A 16,987-nucleotide genomic window follows, 5' to 3' on the forward strand; every position below is an offset into this window, starting at 1 on the left:
TCCCCGAACGCTACCGCCTCCGGCGCGGGCCCGTGGCACGCCCGAACCGGCCGGAAAGCGTCAGAGCAGGCCATTCCGGTCGACCGGAAGGTCAACCACCAGCACCACTGCGGGCCGCTCACCGGTGGTGTGCCCGGTCTTGGTCTTCGACTTGTTGTCCTGCGCCTTGTTGACCACGATCGCGATGATGATGCCGGCCAGCACGAGCACGCCGACGATGATCACGATGACGACCGCGGCCGTCGAGCAGCCGCCGCCGCTGGGCGCCTTCGGCTGCTGGTACGGCGGCATCGGCTGCGGCGGCGGGGTGTGCGCCCGCTGCGGCGGGGCCTGCTGGAGGTACTGGGGGTGCGGCGTGTGCGGCCCTTGTGGACGCGGCGGCTGGAAGGCCGGCGGCGGGGTCCGGTACTGCGGCTGCTGCGGCGGCGGAGGCTGCTGGAGGTACTGGGGGTGCGGGGTCTGCGGCCCTTGTGGACGCGGCGGCTGGAAGGCCGGCGGCGGGGTCCGGTACTGCGGCTGCTGCGGCGGCGGAGGCTGCTGCGGAGACTGCTGGAGGTACTGGGGGTGCGGGGTCTGCGGGGTCTGCGGCGCCGCGTGCACCGAGCGCGGGCCCTCGTTGATCACCAGCGGCGTACTGGCCTGCAACGGGTGCCCGCTGCCGCCGCCCTTCGCGGCCGCGATCAGCCGCTCCGCCTCGTCCCGCATCGCCGCCGCGCTCTGGAACCGGTGCGCCGGGTCCTTGCGCAGCGCCTGGGCGACGAAGGCGTCCACCGCCGGGGTGACCGACCGGTTGAGGGTGGACGGCGCCGGCGGCTCCTCCTGGACGTGCTTGTAGGCGATCGAGAACGCCGAGTCGCCGTCGAAGACCAGCTGCCCGGTGAGCATCTCGAAGAGCATCACGCCGACCGAGTAGAGGTCGGAGCGGGCGTCCACCGGCTTGCCGAGCGCCTGCTCGGGCGACAGGTACTGCGGGGTGCCGACCACCATGCCGGTCTGCGTCATCGACGTGGCGCCCGGTTCCAGCGCCCGGGCGATGCCGAAGTCCATGACCTTGACGTTGCCCTTGCGATCGAACATGACGTTGCCGGGCTTGATGTCGCGGTGCACCAGGGACATGTCGTGCGAGGCCTCCAGCGCGTTCAGCACGCCGACGACGACCCGCAGGGCCTCCTCGGTCGGCATCGCGCCGTACTGGGCGACCGCCTCGTTGATCGCCTCGCGCAGGCCCTTGCCGTCGACCAGCTGCATGACGATGTACGGGGTGCTGGAGCCGTCCGGCGCGACGTCCTCGCCGCTGTCGTACACCGTGACGATGTTCGGGTGCTCCAGCCGGGCCACCGCCTGCGCCTCGCGGCGGAACCGCTCCTTGAACGAGGCGTCCCGGCCCAGCTCGTTGTGCATGCTCTTCAGCGCGACCTGCCGGTCCAGCACGCTGTCGTACGCGAGGTGCACCGAGGCCATGCCGCCCTCGCCCAGCAGCCGCTGCAGCACATAGCGGCCGTTGCCCAGGGAGGAGCCCCCGACCGCCGCGTTGCCGTGCTCGCTCATGGTCCTCTGCTCCCCCTCGGCGCGGCCGTGGCGCCGCGACCGTGACGTTCGGTCTCGTCCGTGCGTGGTGGGCCGGGCCCGCGGGCCTGGCGGACCCCTGCCGCGGCGGTGCGACCGGCCTGCGACAGGGGTCAGGGTACCGGCTGACGCCGACGGTGATCGGTCCAGGGCCGGTCCTGCCCCCGGACCGCCGGGGCGCCCTCCGGCGGCGCCCCGGCCCGGGGCGGACCGTCGTGGTACGTCCGGTGTCGGCGGCCCGTTACAGGTACGGGCCGGAGCGGATGCCGCGGCCCTGGCCCGGCTCGTCCTCGTCCGGCTCGCCGCCGTGCAGACCGGGCGGCAGCGCCCGCCGCATCTGCTCCAGCTGGGCCCGCGCCGCCATCTGCTGGGCGAACAGCGCGGTCTGGATCCCGTGGAACAGGCCCTCCAGCCAGCCGACCAGCTGGGCCTGGGCGATCCGCAGCTCCGCCTCGGTCGGAATGCTGTCCTCGGTGAAGGGCAGCGACAGCCGTTCCAGCTCGGCGACCAGCTCGGGGGCCAGACCGAGCTCCAGCTCCTTGATCGAGCTGGCGTGGATGTCCTTCAGCCGGGCCCGGCTGGCCTCGTCGAGGGGCGCCGCCCGGACCTCCTCCAGCAGCTGCTTGATCATGCTGCCGATGCGCATGACCTTCGCGGGCTGCTCGACCATCTCGGTCACCGGGAGCTCCCGCGGCAGGTCGCCCTCGTCCTCGTCCCCCGCCGAGCCGGCGAACCCCTGGCCCACGGGCAGCCCGTCCGGTCCGACGATCAGCACCTTCTGGCCGTCCTGCGACTGCCCGCCCGCGGCCTGGAATGGCTGCTGAAACGAGCGCTCGTTCATCGGATTCGTCATGAACAACATTCTCTCTCACTGGGGTTGGTCGGGCGGAAGCCCCCGTACAACCGCCGTCCTGAGCCACCGCTGACGACGGTACGCCCCCGGGCGCCGCCCCGGAATCCGTACGGATACTCAGCTCCCGGCCCGCCCCGGCCCCCCTGGGGCGTGCACACACCCCTCACGGAACCTACCCCGCCGCCGCCCCCACCCCGCGGCTCACCCCCGGCGCAGCCGCAACCCGATCAACCCCAGGCCGCAGCCGATCAACCCCAGCCCCGCGCCCAGCGGGAACTGGACGGTCGAGGCGTCCCGCCAGCGGGCGGGCAGGACGGCGGGGACGGCGGCGGCGACGGCTTGGGCGGCCGCGGTGGCGGCGTCCGGTGCGGCGTCGGCGCCGGGAGCCGCCGCGTCCGGGGTGCCCTGGTCGGCCTCGGGCTGGTCCCCCGCACCGGCCTGCCCGGTGCTCCGGTCAGGAACCTGGTCGGGGTTCTGCTCGGGAACCTGCGCAGGGTTCTGCTCGGGGTTCTGCTCGGGAGCCCGCTCCGGCGCCCGCTCCGGGGCGCTGTCGGCGCGCTCGGGCGCCCACACCGCCCAGCGCCGGTAGACCCCGTCGCCCCGGCCGGGGCGCGGGTGCCGCGGCGGCCCGACCGCCGGAACGGCCGCTGGCTCCGGCCTGCCCACGGCGGCGGGCTCAGCGGTGAACGGGGACGGCGACGCCGCCGCCGGCCCGACGGCGGCGGCCGCCGAAGCGGCGGCCAGCGGGAGCGTGAGCCCGAGCACGGCCGCCGCGATCAGTCGCTGGGCCCGGCCCGGGCCGGTACGGCGGGTACGGCGGGTACGACGGTGGTGCGGCGCGGCGGGCAGCGGCCCGAGGAGGTGCGTTGGTGCGGCCACGGTCGGAGGTCCTTCCGACGGCCGACCGCGCGCGGCGGGGTCGGCGGCGGGACAGCTCCGAACCAGCCTCACACAATCCGACGATCAGGGCATTTCGGACGTCCCGCCTCGGGCCGCAGGCCCTCGGACCAGGATCAGGCCCGCAGCACGACCTTGCCGACCTGCTCCCCCGCCTCCAGCACCCGGTGCCCGTCGCCGGCGTCGGTCAGCGGCAGCACCCGGTCGATCACCGGCTTCACCACCCCGGACTCCACCAGCGGCCACACGTGCTCGCGCACCGCCGCCACGATCGCCGCCTTCTCCGCCAACGGGCGCCCGCGCAGATTGGTGGCGATCACCGCGGCGCGCTTGCGCAGCAGCGCGTTGAGGTCGAGCTCGCCCTTCACGCCGCCCTGCAGCCCGATGATCACCAGCCGCCCGTTGACGGCCAGCGCGTCCACGTTCCGCTGCAGGTACTTGGCGCCCATGATGTCCAGGATCACGTCCACCCCGGCCCCGCCGGTGGCCTCCTTGAGCACCTCGACGAAGTCCTGCTCGCGGTAGTCGATCGCGATGTCGGCACCGAGTTCGACGCACCGGGCCAGCTTCCCGGCGCTGCCCGCGGTCACCGCGACCCGCGCGCCCACCGCCTTGGCCAGCTGGATCGCCATGGTCCCGATGCCGCTCGCGCCGCCGTGCAGCAGCACCGTCTCGCCGGGCCGCAGGTGGGCGGTGAGGAACACGTTGGACCACACCGTGCAGGCGACCTCGGGCAGCGCGGCGGCCTCCTCGAAGCCCAGGCCCTTGGGCAGCGGCAGCAGCTGCCCGGTCGGCACCGCGACGAGCTGCGCGTACCCGCCGCCGGACAGCAGCGCGCACACCTCGTCGCCGACCGCCCAGCCGGACACGCCCGGGCCGAGGGCGACGATCCGCCCGGCGCACTCCAGCCCGGGGTAGGGCGAGGCGCCGGGCGGCGGGTTGTAGTTGCCCTGCCGCTGGAGCAGGTCGGCGCGGTTGACGGCGGTGGCCGCCACCTCGACCAGGACCTCGCCCTCGCCGGGCACCGGGTCGGGCACCTCCGCCCACACGAGTGCCTCGGGACCACCGGGTACGGGAATCGTCATCGCATGCATGCCCCGAACCTACTGCGCGTCATGGCGAGGAGCGGGCAAGGCCCGCGTCAGCCGGTCGACTTGATCACGATCACCCGGTCGGTGAGCTGGAGCACGGCGGCCTCGGGCTCGGTGTAGTTGAGCACCCGCCGGCCGCGGACCACCGCGACCACCAGGTCCTCGCACGCGCGCGGGCTGTGCCCGGCCTCGGCCCGGGTGACGGGGCGCTCGACCACGTCCAGGCCGTTGCCGTAGGTGAGCAGGTCCTCCATCACCGCGCCGGCGTGCGGGCTGAGCATCGACAGGCCGAGCAGCCGCCCGGCCGAACTGGAGCTGGTCACGACGACGTCGGCGCCGCTCTGCCGCAGCAGCGGGGCGTTCTCGTCCTCCCGGACGGCCGCGACCACGGTGGCGCCCTTGTTCAGCTGGCGCGCCGTCAGCGTGACCAGGACGGCGGTGTCGTCCCGTTCCGGCGCGACCACGACCCGGGCGGCGGTGGGCACCTCGGCCCGCAGCAGCGTGTCGGTGCGGGTGGCGTCGCCGACCACGCCGACCAGCCCGTGCCGGGCGGCCTGGTCGATCACCTTGCGCTGCGGGTCGACGACGACGATCTCGTCCTTCTTCACGCCCTGCCCGAGCAGGGTGTCGACGGCGCTGCGGCCCTTGGTGCCGTACCCGATGACGACGGTGTGCTCGCGCACGGTGGACCTCCAGCGGTTCAACCGCCACTGCTGGCGGGTTCGTTCGGTGAGCACCTCCAGCGTGGTCCCGACCAGGATGATCAGGAACACCACGCGCAGCGGGGTGATCACGAAGATGTTGGTGAGCCGGGCGCCGTCGCTGTACGGGGTGATGTCGCCGTACCCGGTGGTGGACAGCGTCACGGTGGCGTAGTACGCCGCGTCCAGGAAGCTGACCCCGTCGCCCGCGTTGTCGTTGTAACCGTCCCGGTCGACGTAGACGATCAGCGTCGTGGCGACCAGGACGGCGAGCGCCAGCAGCAGCCGGGAGCCGACCTGTCGGAGGGCCGGCGCGCTCCGCCGGGCGGGCAGCACGATCCCGGCGTCCGGCCACGGCTCGGTCCCCGGGGCGGGCGCACCCCGCAGCCTGCTCATGCGGCCACCTCCCCGCTGTCGTGGGGCGCGCACGCCCCGGTGGGCCCGTTCACGGCGCCTCCAGCAGTTCGACGGGTTCGCCGGCCGCCGCGCCGCCGGGCGGGACCACGGCCAGCGCCTCGGCCCGGGCGAGGCCGCGCAGCATCGCGGGCCCGTCGAAGGCGAGCGGGACGACGCCGTCGGCGGTGTGCCGGACGGGCAGCAGCCGGGTGTCCACCGGGTGCCCGGGCAGGCCGACGGCGGTGGGTGCGAGGGCCGGGGTGACGGCGGACCGCCCGCTGCGGGCGTGCAGCAGCGGCAGGGCGAGGGTGACCGTCCCGGCGACGGCGGCCAGCGGGTTGCCGGGCAGGCCCACCAGGTGCCGCCCGCCCGGAAGCCCACCCGGAAGCCCACCCGGAAGCCCGGCTGGGTCCCCGCCCGGAAGCCCGCTCCGGGCGGGGCCGGCTGACGGGCATGCGGCCGACGGGAGTTCGGCCAGCAGCATCGGGTGTCCGGGGCGGACGGCCACGCCGTCCACCAGCAGCCGGGCCCCGGCCTCGGCGAGGGCCCGGTGCAGGAAGTCGACCGGGCCGGCCGCCGTTCCGCCGGTGGTGACCACGATGTCGGCGGTGGAGTGCCGCAGCGCGTCCCGGAGCAGCCCGAAGTCGTCCCGGACGGACCGCACTTCGGCCACCTCGGCACCGGCCGCCCGCAGCCAGGGCGGCAGCAGCGGCCCGAGCGCGTCCCGGACCAGGCCCGGACCTGGGACGCCCGAGGCGAGCAACTCATCGCCGAGGACGAGCAGTTCGACCACCGGGCGACGGCGCACGGCGAGCCGGTCGTGACCGCAGGCGGCGGCCAGGCCGAGCACGGCCGGGCCGACCAGGGCGCCACCGGGCAGCAACGCCTCGCCGCGGCGGCACTCCTGGCCGCGCGGGCGGACGTCCTGACCGGTGGTCAGCGATTGGTGGCCGCAGTCGTGCAGCAGCGTGCCGTCCGTGCGGCCGTGCTCACGGCGCAGGACGGCGGTGGCGCCGGGCGGCAGTTGGGCGCCGGTGGCGATCTCGACGGCGGCGCCGTCGGCCAGCGGCGCGGACGCGGCCCGGCCGGCCAGCACCCGCCCGGCGACCCGCCAGGGGCCCGGCCCGGCGACCGCCCAGCCGTCCATCGCGGAGGTGTCGAAGGCGGGCAGGTCGGTCAGCGCGGTGAGCGGCTCGGCGAGGGTGCGGCCGAGCGCCTCGGCGAGCGGCAGCCCGACCGCCGGCAGCGGACGCAGCCCGGCCCGGCGGGCGGCCTCGCGGGCCTGCGCCCAGCTCAGCACGCCGGGACCGGTCGACGGGGCGGCCACGGTGGTCTGGCCGACGGCGCTCACGGCTCGCCCGGCCCGGCGGCGGCGCTCCAGCGCTCGGCGAGCGCGGCGGTCCGCCGGGCGGCCTCGGCCACGGCCTCCGGCCCGCCGCCCTGCTGGGCGGCCGCGTAGCCGATCAGAAAGGCGGTCAGCGGCGCGGCCGGGCGGGCCACCCCGTGCGCGACCACCCGGGCGAGGTCGAGCAGTCCCCGGACGTCGACGTCCAGGTCGATGCCCAGGTCGGCCCTGACCTCGGCGATCCAGTCTTCCAGCGTGCGCTCCATGCGCCCATGCTGCCTGATCGGCGGTTTCCCCGGAGTGTTCGCCCCGTGTGCGGCGCGCGTCGTTTCCCGCACGGACACCCGCGCGGGCCGTGAACACGGACCCGGAGGGCGCCCCTACGACCGGTCGCGCTCCCGGGCCTGTTCGAGGTCCTCCCAGGTGTCGCAGTCGTAGGCGACGTTGTCGGTGTCGGCCACCAACTGCCGGGCGAGACCGCCGGTGAGGCGGCGCAGCGGGAGACCGGCCGGATCGCCGAGGGCGGCCAGCGCGGTGCGCAGCGGGGCGGTGCGGTAGGCGGCGGCGAGCGGCTGGTCGCGCCCGCCGGCGTCGACCAGGACGGCGGCGTCGACGGCCGGGCCTGCCTCGGCGAGGGCGGTGACCAGCCGGTCGACGGTCCGCCGGTCCAGGAACGGCAGGTCGGCGGCGAGCAGCAGCACGGTCGGCGCGGTGACCAGGTCGAGTCCGGCGGCGACGGCGGCGACCGGCCCACCGCCCGGCGGCTGCTCCCTGGTCCAGCGGACGCCGGTGCGCGCGGTCGGCCGGCCGGGGCCGACCACGACGGTGGTGCGGGCGCCCGCGCAGGCCGCGAGCACCCGGTCGAGCAGGGTGGTCTCGCCCACGGTCAGCCCGGGTTTGTCGGCCCCGCCGAGGCGACGGGCGCCCCCGCCGGCCGGGACGATCACGTCGTAGGGCGTCATGCGGCCAGTATCCGCCCTACTCGGCTCCGCCCGTCCCGCGCTCCGGGGACTCCGTGGACTCCTCGGGCTCCTCGACGAGCTCGTCCTCGACGATCTCCGCCTCGATGATGTCGTCCTCGACGATCTCCGCCTCGACGATCTCGCCCCCTCGCGCCGCCCGGGCGGTGTTGGCGGCGGCACCCAGTTCCAGGATGGCCGGCAGCGTCAGCTCCCCGTACCGCTCGTTCATCGCGGTGACCAGTGCCTCCGGGTCGTGCGGGTGCTCGGCCAGCAGCCGGTCGAAGTCCTGGAGGTACTCGCCGGTGAAGGCGAGCACCCGGGCGGCGTCGTCGCCCTGGTCGGGGGCGCGGTGGCCGGCGATGACCCGGTCCACGCCGAGGTCGGCGATCCGGCCGAGGTTGTGGCCCCAGGTGGTGCGCTGGGCCGGGGTGGTGTCGGCGGTCCAGACGTGGGTGCCGTTGTAGGCGAAGTCCCCGGCGATCACCGTCCGGATGCTCGGCACGTGGACGACCGTCGAGTCGCCGCAGTCGGCCTGGCCGAGCAGCAGCACGGGGATGACCTGGCGGTCGAGCATGAGCGGCTGCGGCAGCAGCGGGGCGGGGATCAGCGGGTGGTCCGGGATGTCGTCGCCGTAGACCGGCTTCCACTGGGCGACCTTGGCGGCGGCGGTGCGCCGGATGCCGTCGACCACGGCGGGCGCGGCCAGCAGCCGGGCGTCGGGGAAGAGCCTCAGCACCTCCTCGGCGCCGAAGTAGTGGTCGGGGTGGTGGTGGGTGACGACGATGGCGAGCAGTCGGCGGCCCTTGCCGGCGACCCATTCGGCGAGTTCGCGGCCGGCGCTGCGGGTGAGCTGGGCGTCGACCAGGATCGCGGTCCGCTCGCCGAGGATCAGGGTGGAGGTGGCGAAGAAGGCCGATTCGGGGCCGGTGAAGACGGCGATCTCCAGCGGGCGGGCGGGCCGCTCGGGGTCCGGGGCGGCGGCCTCGGCGGCCGTGCGCTCCGCGCCGGCGCCCTCCTCGGGCGGGGACGACGTCACTGGCTGCTCCCTCTGGTCGGCGGTCGGACTTCCTGCGCCCTACAGCATGGGAGTACCGGTGTCGGATTGCGCGGAAGGCGCGCCCGGCGGGGCGCGCCTTCCGGCTCAGGTCACACCGCGGTTCAAACGGCCGGCGCCTCGGCGTTGTGGGCGGCCTGCCCCAGGGCACGTAACCGCCCGGGGCCCGTCCGTCGTGACGACGGACGGGCCCCGGGCGGTTACGTCGTGGAGGTCAGCGCTTGACCGCGCCGCGCAGGCGGGCCAGCCGGTCGGAGACGCCCCAGGCGGTCACCCGCCACAGCGCCTCGACCACGATGTTGCGGCTCATCTTGGACGCGCCCAGCTCGCGCTCGACGAAGGTGATCGGCACCTCGGCCACCTTGAACCCGGCCTTCACCGTGCGCCAGGCCAGGTCGACCTGGAAGCAGTACCCGGCCGAGGCCACCTCGTCCATGCCCAGGCCCAGCAGGGTCTCCTTGCGGAACGCCCGGTAGCCGCCGGTGACGTCCCGGATCGGCACGCCCAGCGCCAGCCGCGAGTAGGTCGAGCCACCGCGGGAGAGCAGCAGGCGCGACTTCGGCCAGTTCACCACCCGGCCGCCCGGCACCCAGCGCGAGCCCAGCACCAGGTCGGCGCCGCGCAGCGCGCCCAGCAGTCGGTCCAGCTCCTCGGGCTGGTGCGAGCCGTCCGCGTCCATCTCGACCAGGACGTCGTAGCCGTGGTCGATGCCCCAACGGAAGCCCGCGAGGTAGGCGGCGCCCAGGCCCTCCTTGCCCTTGCGGTGCATGACGTGCACGTTCGGGTCCTCGGCGGACAGCTTGTCGGCCAGTTCGCCGGTGCCGTCGGGGCTGTTGTCGTCGGCGACCAGCACGTGGGCCTCGGGGACCGCCGCCCGCACCCGGCCGACGATCCGCTCGACGTTCTCCGCCTCGTTGTAGGTCGGAATGATCACCAGGACCCTGCCGAGATCAGCAAAACTCTGCTGGTTCACGGTCACGTACAAACCTCTCGGCCGATGGCGGGGAGTGTCAGAACACCATCGCCCGCACTCTGGAACGCGGCTCCGCCGGCAGCCCGCCGACGGGGTGACCACGGTGGAAACTGCTGTGCAGGGCGGAGACTACTGCGTCCTGGCATCCTACTACCGCGCCCGGGAACCACCGGTCCGGCCAGGGCACTCCCCTCCGGTACCCGTCGTTTCCTCGCGGGCGACACCGGTCGGCTAGGGTCGATGACCTTGCCCGTGCCCGGCCCCCCGCACCGCCGGGCCCGTTGCCCCGACGATCCGGCACACCCGCCACCCAGCGAAGGAGTAGGACCGCGCGCATGGACAGGCTCATCAACACCGTCCGCCCGTACGCCTGGGGGTCGCTGACCGCCCTGCCCGAACTGCTCGGGCAGGAGCCGACCGGCGAACCGCAGGCCGAGCTGTGGATGGGCGCCCACCCCGGCGACCCGTCCCGGGCCGACCGGGGCGAGGGGCCCCGCCGGCTGGACGAGCTGATCGCGGCCGACCCCGAGGGCGAGCTCGGCGCCGCGACCGTCGCCAGGTTCGGTCCGACCCTGCCGTTCCTGTTCAAGATCCTGACCGCGGGCATCCCGCTGTCCATCCAGGCCCACCCCACGATCGCGCAGGCCCGCGCCGGGTTCGCCGCCGAGAACGCCCTCGGCGTCCCGCTGGACGCCCCCGAGCGGAGCTACCGCGACGCCAACCACAAGCCCGAGATGGTCTGCGCGCTGGGCGCCTTCGAGGGGCTCTGCGGCTTCCGGCGGCCCGCCGAGGCGGCCGGGCTGATGGCCGGGCTCGCGGTGCCCGGGCTCGGCCCGCTGATCGACCTGCTGGCCGTCGAGGACGAGGCCGAGGCGCTGCGCGGCACGCTGGCCGCCATCCTCACCATGGACGGGAAGGCCGCCGAGGAGACCGTCCGGGAGACGGCCGAGGCCCTGGCCCGCACCGACCCGGCCGGCGACTACGGGCCGTACGCCCGGATCGCCGAGGACTTCCCGGAGGACCGCGGCCTGATCGCCGCCCTGCTGCTCAACCACTTCCGGCTCCGGGCCGGCGAGGCGCTCTACCTGGACGCCGGCGTGCCGCACGCCTACCTGGCGGGTGCCTGCGTCGAACTCCAGGCCAACTCCGACAACGTGCTGCGGGCCGGCCTCACCCCCAAGCACATCGACCTGCCCGAGCTGCTGAAGGTCCTGGTCTTCGAGGCCGGCGCCCCCGAGCTGCTGCACCCCCGCCCGGTCGACGGCACCGCCGGCGAGGAGCTCTACCCCGTCCCGATCGACGAGTTCCGGCTCTCCCGCTTCGTCCTGGACGGCCGGGACCGCGAGATCGACGGCCGCGCCCCGCAGATCCTGCTCTGCACCGAGGGCACCGCCCGGCTCACCGCCGCCGACGGCAGCACCCTGGACCTCGCCCGCGGCCGGTCGGCCTTCCTCCCCGCCACCGGCACCCCCACCCGGCTGTCCGGCACCGCCACGACCCTCTTCCGCGCCACCGTCACCGTCTGACGGCGCCCGGGGGCCACGCGCCGAGGGCTCGCCTCCCGGGTGGGAGGCGAGCCCTCGGTGTGTCCGTGCGGCGGTCAGCCGACCCGTTGCCCCGGGCCGCCGGCTCCGACCTCGACCGGCACCTGTTCCTGATCCTGGCCCCCGCTCTGGCCCTTCTCCCCGGACTGAGCCGGAACAGCCCCGGCGGCCTCGCCGGTCGCGGGCACCCCGATCGACGCGGCGACCGCCGGCTGCGGGGCACCGCCCGGCCAGCGGCGCTCGACCGCCTTGGCCACCTTGCGGCCCAGCTTCTGCACGGGCAGCTCCACCAGCCGGTACATCACCCAGCTCGCCAGCATGATCACGACGAGGTACTCGGCCGTCCAGATCAGCTTGCCGCCGGTCGTCGGCGGCACCTTGGGCACGTGCAGCAGCGGCTGGATGGTGTGCACCAGCGGGACGTGCAGCAGGTAGAGCGAGAAGCTGATCCCGCCGAGCCAGGTGAGCGGCTTCGGGAAGCGGCGCTTGCGCAGCGCCATGCCGATGCCGAACGTGATCCAGGCCCCGAGGTAGGAGCCGGCCCAGGCCATCCAGCCGGCCGTCCAGGTGTTCTGCTCCATGCCGTCACGGTTGTACATCCAGGCGACGGCCACCCCCGCGACGACCACGAAGCCGCAGCACAGGATCGCCTGGAGGCGGTCGATCTGGCGGTTCTCGGCCCGGTAGATCGCGGTGCCCGCGAACATCGTCGCGAAGATCATCAGGGTCTCGAACATCGGGGCCCGGCTGTTGTTGTACATCAGCACGAAGCCCAGCAGACCGAGCGTGATCGCCCCGACCCGGGTCAGGTTCGGCCGGCCGCTCAGCACGCAGGCGAAGCCGAACAGCACGATCAGGACGGAGCCCCAGACCAGGTTGCGGGTCGAGGTGATGTCGCTGGTCAGCGTGTGGGAGGCGATGGAGGTGCCGAAGAGCAGCGCCACGCCGGCGAAGCCGACCGCGATCGGGCCGCTGCGGCGGTGCTGGCCGACCGTGAAGAGCGCGGTGACCATGTAGTAGAAGACCATCTCGTAGCTGAGGGTCCACATGACGCCCAGGCCGTTCCAGACGCCCATGAAGTCCTGCAGCATGGTCGAGTTGGCGGCCACGTAGATCAGGTCGTGATCGGTGGCGAAGAGCGCGACCGAGCCGTCGCCCTTCGGGATGATGGCCAGCGCCACCGTGATACCGATGATCACCGGCGGCCAGAGCCGGAAGATCCGTCCGATCCAGAACGCCCGCACGTCCCCGCGGCGCTCCAGCGAGGCCGGGATGATGTAACCGCTGACCAGGAAGAACAGCATGACGCCGTAGAGGCCCAGGTCCGCGTGCCACCAGATGAAGGACGCCACCCCGTCCGGCAGCATCTTCAGGACGTCGAAGTGGTGGAGCGCCACCACCAGGGCGGCCACGCCGCGAAGCGCGTCGAGCCAGCCCAGCCGACTGGCCGACCCGCCCGCCCGAGCCTGCTTGCTTCCCCCGGCCCGGCGGGCGGACAGCTGTCGTATCGTTTTCACCGCACGGACAGTAGCTCATCACACTGATGCGTTCGCCTCGGTGACGGTCGGACGAGGCCCCCCGATGCCCCCCGGCCGCTCCTAGTCCCGGGTCATGTCGACGAAGCGCGAGTAGTGGCCCTGGAAGGCCACCGTGATGGTGGCGGTGGGGCCGTTACGGTGCTTGGCGACGATCAGGTCGGCCTCACCGGCGCGCGGGGACTCCTTCTCGTAGGCGTCCTCACGGTGGAGCAGGATGACCATGTCGGCGTCCTGCTCGATCGAGCCGGACTCGCGCAGGTCGGAGACCATCGGCCGCTTGTCGGTGCGCTGCTCGGGGCCACGGTTCAGCTGGGAGAGCGCGATGACCGGGACTTCCAGCTCCTTGGCCAGCAGCTTCAGGTTTCGCGACATGTCGGAGACCTCCTGCTGGCGGTTCTCCGCCCGGCGGGAGCCGCCGGACTGCATCAGCTGGAGGTAGTCGATGACGACCAGCTTGATGTCGTTGCGCTGCTTGAGCCGGCGGCACTTGGCCCGGATCTCCATCATCGACAGGTTCGGGGAGTCGTCGATGAACAGCGGTGCCTCGCTGACGTCGGGCATCCGGCGGGCGACGCGGGTCCAGTCGTCGTCCGTCATGTTCCCGGAGCGCATGTGGTGCAGCGCGACCCGGGCCTCGGCGGACAGCAGGCGCATGGCGATCTCGTTGCGGCCCATTTCGAGCGAGAAGATCACGCTCGGCAGCTTGTTCTGGATCGAGCAGGCGCGGGCGAAGTCCAGCGCCAGGGTCGACTTGCCCATCGCGGGGCGGGCCGCGATGACGATCATCTGGCCGGGGTGGAGGCCGTTGGTGAGCGCGTCGAAGTCGGCGAAGCCGGTCGGGACGCCGGACATCTGGCCGTTGCGGGAGCCGATCGCCTCGATCTCGTCGAGGGCGCCCTCCATGATGTCGGCGAGCGGCGCGTAGTCCTCGTTGGTGCGCTGCTCGGTGACGGCGTAGATCTCCGCCTGGGCGGCGTTGACGATCTCGTCGACGTCGCCCTCGGCCGCGTAGCCCATGCCGGCGATCCGGGTGCCGGCCTCGACCAGACGGCGCAGGACGGCGCGCTCGTGGACGATCTGGGCGTAGTACTCGGCGTTGGCGGCGGTCGGGACGGAGTTGACCAGGGTGTGCAGGTAGGAGGCGCCGCCGACGCGCTGGAGCTCGCCACGCTTGGTGAGCTCGCCGGCCACGGTGATCGGGTCGGCCGGCTCGCCGCGGGCGTACAGGTCGAGGATCGCACCGTGGACCATCTCGTGCGCGGGCCGGTAGTAGTCGGCCGGCTTGAGCACCTCGACCACGTCGGCGATGGCGTCCTTGGAGAGCAGCATGCCGCCGAGGACGGACTGCTCGGCCGCGAGGTCCTGCGGGGGAACGCGCTCGAAGCCGTCCACGCCGCCCTGGCCCTCGTCGTCGCGGCGCTGCCAGCCGCCGCCACCGCTCTGCGAACCGTCGCGCTGGGAGCCGCTCCGGCCGCCCTTGCCGCCCTTCTGGAAGCCGCCCTCGCGACCGCCGCCGTCCCGGTTGCCCTCCCGGCCGCCGCCCTGGCCGGAGCGGCTGCGGGAGACCGGGAGCCGGTCGCCGGGCCCGTCGGGGAAGGACGCGTCGTCGAAGGCGCCGGCCGGGAAGGGGTCCTCGGCGGGCTGCCAGTCCTCCTCCGGCGGCGGGGCGTCGTGGTCGTCGTACTGGGGGCCGGTCACGCGTGTTCCCCGATCAGCGAGTGGTGCGAGTTGGAGCGGGCCTTGCCGGTGGCTGGGTGGAGCGGAGCCGCTCCTCTTTGTACGCCACGGCACCGACAAATCGGACGCCGGGGCGGGCGGGAGTGTCGGGCGGAGGGCCCACGCTAAGGCGCCGGGAGCCGTTCAGCCAAGGCGGTTATCCACAGGGGGTGTGGACGAGCGGCCCCGGGCTGTGGAGAAGTGCCGCAAAGCTGTGGACGCCCCTGTGGAAGGCCCTGTGGATAACCAGACCATCTGTCCACCGTCAACCTGTTGACCAGGTATTACCTCTTACCGGGCCTGTGCATGAGAAATTCTTCACACGCAGCCGGACGCCCGCGGGCGCGAAGCGGGCCGAGCGCCTCGCTCAAGAATTCGAGTAATGGCCAACTGCCACTAGCAGTCATTACCTGTGGATGAGTAGCCTGGAGCCCATGACCGCCCCTCCCGCAGCCCCGACCCCCTCCAGACGCCGGCACGACCGGGAGATCCTCGCACTGGCCGTCCCGGCCTTCGGCGCGCTGGTCGCCGAACCACTGTTCCTGATGGCCGACTCGGCGATCGTCGGCCACCTCGGCACCCCGCAGCTGGCCGGGGTCGGCGTCGCCGCCGCCGCACTGTCCACCGCGACCGGCGTGTTCGTCTTCCTCGCCTACGCCACCACCGCGGCGGTGGCCCGCCGGATCGGTGCCGGGGACCGCCGCGGCGCCGTCCAGCAGGGCATCGACGGCATCTGGCTCGCCCTCGGCCTGGCCGTCCCGGTGGTGCTGCTCACCGTGCTGCTGGCCCCCTGGGCGGCCGACGTCCTGGGGGCCTCGGAGACCGCCGCCCCCTACGCCGTGACGTACCTGCGGATCAGCGCCCTGGGCATCCCCGCGATGCTCATGGTGATGGCCGCCACCGGCGTGCTGCGCGGCCTCCAGGACACCCGCACGCCGCTGCTGGTGGCGATCGCGGGCTTCACCGCCAACATCGGCCTGAACGCCGGCCTGGTGTACGGCGCCGGGCTCGGGGTGGCCGGCTCGGCCTGGGGCACCGTGCTCGCGCAGACCGGGATGGCCGCCGTCTACCTGGTCGTGGTGGTGCGCGGGGCGCGGCGCGAGCACGCCTCGCTGCGGCCGGACGCGGCCGGCATCCGGGCCAGTGCGAGGGCGGGCGGTCCGCTGCTGGTCCGGACGGTCAGCCTGCGCGCGGTGCTGATGATCGCCACTGCGGTGGCCGCCCGGCTGGGCGACGACCAGGTGGCCGCGCACCAGATCACCATGACGCTGTTCAGCTTCCTGGCCTTCGCCCTGGACGCCATCGCGATCGCCGGCCAGGCGATCATCGGCCGCTACCTGGGCGCCGAGGACGTCCCGGGCGCCAGGGCCGCCACCCGCCGGATGGTCGAGTGGGGCATCGGCTCTGGCGTGCTGCTGGGACTGCTGGTGGTGGCCGCCCGCCCGCTGTACGTCCCGCTGTTCACGCCCGATCCGGCGGTGCAGGTGCAGTTGGACACCGCCCTGCTGCTGCTCGCGCTCAGCCAGCCGGTCGCCGGCCTGGTCTTCGTGCTGGACGGGGTGCTGATGGGCGCCGGGGACGGCCCCTACCTGGCCTGGGCGGCGATCGCGACCCTGGCGGTGTTCACCCCGGCGGCGATCGCGGTGCCGGCCACCGGCACCGGGCTAGCCGGACTGTGGTGGGCGATGAACCTGTTCATGCTGGTCCGCGCGGCCTTCCTGGTCGGGCGGGCGCGCGGCGGCCGCTGGCTGGTCACCGGGGCCGTCCGGGGCTGACGGCGCCGGGGCCGAGGGCGCCGGCAGCGAATGCTCCAGCACCGAACGCGCCGGAACACGACCGAGGGCCGGACTCCCGGAGGAGTCCGGCCCTCAGGCCACTGCTACGGAACTCAGGCAGCGACGACGGCGACGTCGAGGTTGGCCTGGACGTCGGCGTGCAGCTTGACCGAGACCTTGTGGGTGCCCACGGTCTTGATCGGCGAGGCGATCGCGACGGCGCGCTTGTCCACGGCCGGGCCGCCGGCGGCCTTGATGGCCTCCACGACGTCGGCCTGGGTCACCGAACCGAACAGACGGCCGGCGTCGCCCGAGCGAACGGCCAGCTTGACCTGGACGCCCTCGAGCTTGCCCTTGACCTCGTTGGCGGCCTCAAGGGTCTGGATCTCGTGGATCTTGCGGGCGCGACGGATCGCGTCGACGTCCTTCTGGCCGCCCTTGGTCCAGCGGATGGCGTAGCCACGCGGAACCAGGTAGTTGCGGGCGTAGCCGTCCTTGACCTCGACGACCTCGCCGGCGGAGCCGAGACCCGGCACCTCGTGCGTGAGGATGATCTTCATTACTTGGTCACCCTCT

Annotated in this window: 13 protein-coding genes and 2 pseudogenes; 2 read left to right on the forward strand and 13 right to left on the reverse strand. The window is 73.9% G+C overall.

The annotated features are described in order from the left end of the window. Positions 1-60 precede the first annotated feature (60 nt). The 10 genes and pseudogenes from AB0P03_RS05470 to AB0P03_RS05515 all read right to left on the reverse strand — a co-directional run bounded on the left by AB0P03_RS05470 (position 61) and on the right by AB0P03_RS05515 (position 9,844). Positions 61-1,548: a protein kinase gene (locus AB0P03_RS05470; protein WP_363627892.1), complete on the reverse strand. Its 1,488-nt coding sequence runs from the start codon at positions 1,546-1,548 to the stop codon at positions 61-63. A 259-nt stretch (positions 1,549-1,807) separates the two neighbouring features. Next, on the reverse strand, positions 1,808-2,419 hold the full coding sequence (locus tag AB0P03_RS05475; RefSeq protein ID WP_350876669.1) for a bacterial proteasome activator family protein: 612 nt from the start codon (positions 2,417-2,419) through the stop codon (positions 1,808-1,810). 201 nt (positions 2,420-2,620) lie between these two features. Beyond that, the gene (locus AB0P03_RS05480) at positions 2,621-3,298 is read right to left on the reverse strand and encodes a hypothetical protein (protein WP_363579847.1); all 678 of its coding nucleotides are present in this window, start codon (positions 3,296-3,298) and stop codon (positions 2,621-2,623) included. Between the two features lie 134 nt (positions 3,299-3,432). Continuing rightward, positions 3,433-4,410, reverse strand: coding sequence for an NAD(P)H-quinone oxidoreductase (locus tag AB0P03_RS05485; RefSeq protein ID WP_363579848.1), 978 nt, complete (start codon positions 4,408-4,410; stop codon positions 3,433-3,435). A gap of 47 nt (positions 4,411-4,457) precedes the next feature. Further along, positions 4,458-5,504 (reverse strand): potassium channel family protein, encoded by a 1,047-nt coding sequence (locus AB0P03_RS05490; RefSeq protein ID WP_363627893.1) that lies wholly within the window; start codon positions 5,502-5,504, stop codon positions 4,458-4,460. 49 nt (positions 5,505-5,553) lie between these two features. Then, positions 5,554-6,855, reverse strand: a complete 1,302-nt coding sequence (locus AB0P03_RS05495; protein WP_363627894.1) for a molybdopterin molybdotransferase MoeA — start codon at positions 6,853-6,855, stop codon at positions 5,554-5,556. Next, positions 6,852-7,133: pseudogene (locus AB0P03_RS05500) on the reverse strand (DUF6457 domain-containing protein); the annotation flags it as partial. The pseudogene AB0P03_RS05500 and the gene AB0P03_RS05495, both read right to left, overlap by 4 nt. 102 nt (positions 7,134-7,235) lie before the next feature. Beyond that, positions 7,236-7,811, reverse strand: a pseudogene (locus tag AB0P03_RS05505) (NTP transferase domain-containing protein); the annotation flags it as partial. A gap of 16 nt (positions 7,812-7,827) precedes the next feature. After that, positions 7,828-8,847 (reverse strand): MBL fold metallo-hydrolase, encoded by a 1,020-nt coding sequence (locus AB0P03_RS05510; protein ID WP_363627895.1) that lies wholly within the window; start codon positions 8,845-8,847, stop codon positions 7,828-7,830. A gap of 232 nt (positions 8,848-9,079) precedes the next feature. Continuing rightward, positions 9,080-9,844: a polyprenol monophosphomannose synthase gene (locus AB0P03_RS05515; protein WP_363579852.1), complete on the reverse strand. Its 765-nt coding sequence runs from the start codon at positions 9,842-9,844 to the stop codon at positions 9,080-9,082. Positions 9,845-10,173: 329 nt separating this feature from the next. Between AB0P03_RS05515 and manA the strand changes: the two genes are divergently transcribed. Beyond that, on the forward strand, positions 10,174-11,364 hold the full coding sequence (gene manA, locus AB0P03_RS05520; protein WP_363579853.1) for a mannose-6-phosphate isomerase, class I: 1,191 nt from the start codon (positions 10,174-10,176) through the stop codon (positions 11,362-11,364). 74 nt (positions 11,365-11,438) lie between these two features. Here the strand turns inward: manA and AB0P03_RS05525 are convergent, their stop codons facing one another. Continuing rightward, a complete protein-coding gene (locus AB0P03_RS05525; RefSeq protein ID WP_363627896.1) occupies positions 11,439-12,899 on the reverse strand; it encodes an acyltransferase in 1,461 nt (486 codons plus the stop codon). A gap of 81 nt (positions 12,900-12,980) precedes the next feature. Beyond that, positions 12,981-14,618 (reverse strand): replicative DNA helicase, encoded by a 1,638-nt coding sequence (dnaB, locus tag AB0P03_RS05530; RefSeq protein WP_363579855.1) that lies wholly within the window; start codon positions 14,616-14,618, stop codon positions 12,981-12,983. A gap of 452 nt (positions 14,619-15,070) precedes the next feature. Between dnaB and AB0P03_RS05535 the strand changes: the two genes are divergently transcribed. Continuing rightward, positions 15,071-16,411 (forward strand): MATE family efflux transporter, encoded by a 1,341-nt coding sequence (locus AB0P03_RS05535; protein WP_363627897.1) that lies wholly within the window; start codon positions 15,071-15,073, stop codon positions 16,409-16,411. 113 nt (positions 16,412-16,524) lie between these two features. Here AB0P03_RS05535 and rplI read toward each other — a convergent pair whose 3' ends face one another. Further along, positions 16,525-16,971, reverse strand: a complete 447-nt coding sequence (gene rplI, locus AB0P03_RS05540) for a 50S ribosomal protein L9 (RefSeq protein ID WP_063348488.1) — start codon at positions 16,969-16,971, stop codon at positions 16,525-16,527. Between the last annotated feature and the right edge of the window lie 16 nt (positions 16,972-16,987).

The sequence above is a fragment of the Kitasatospora sp. NPDC088779 genome (assembly GCF_040685395.1).
Lineage (GTDB): Bacteria > Actinomycetota > Actinomycetes > Streptomycetales > Streptomycetaceae > Kitasatospora.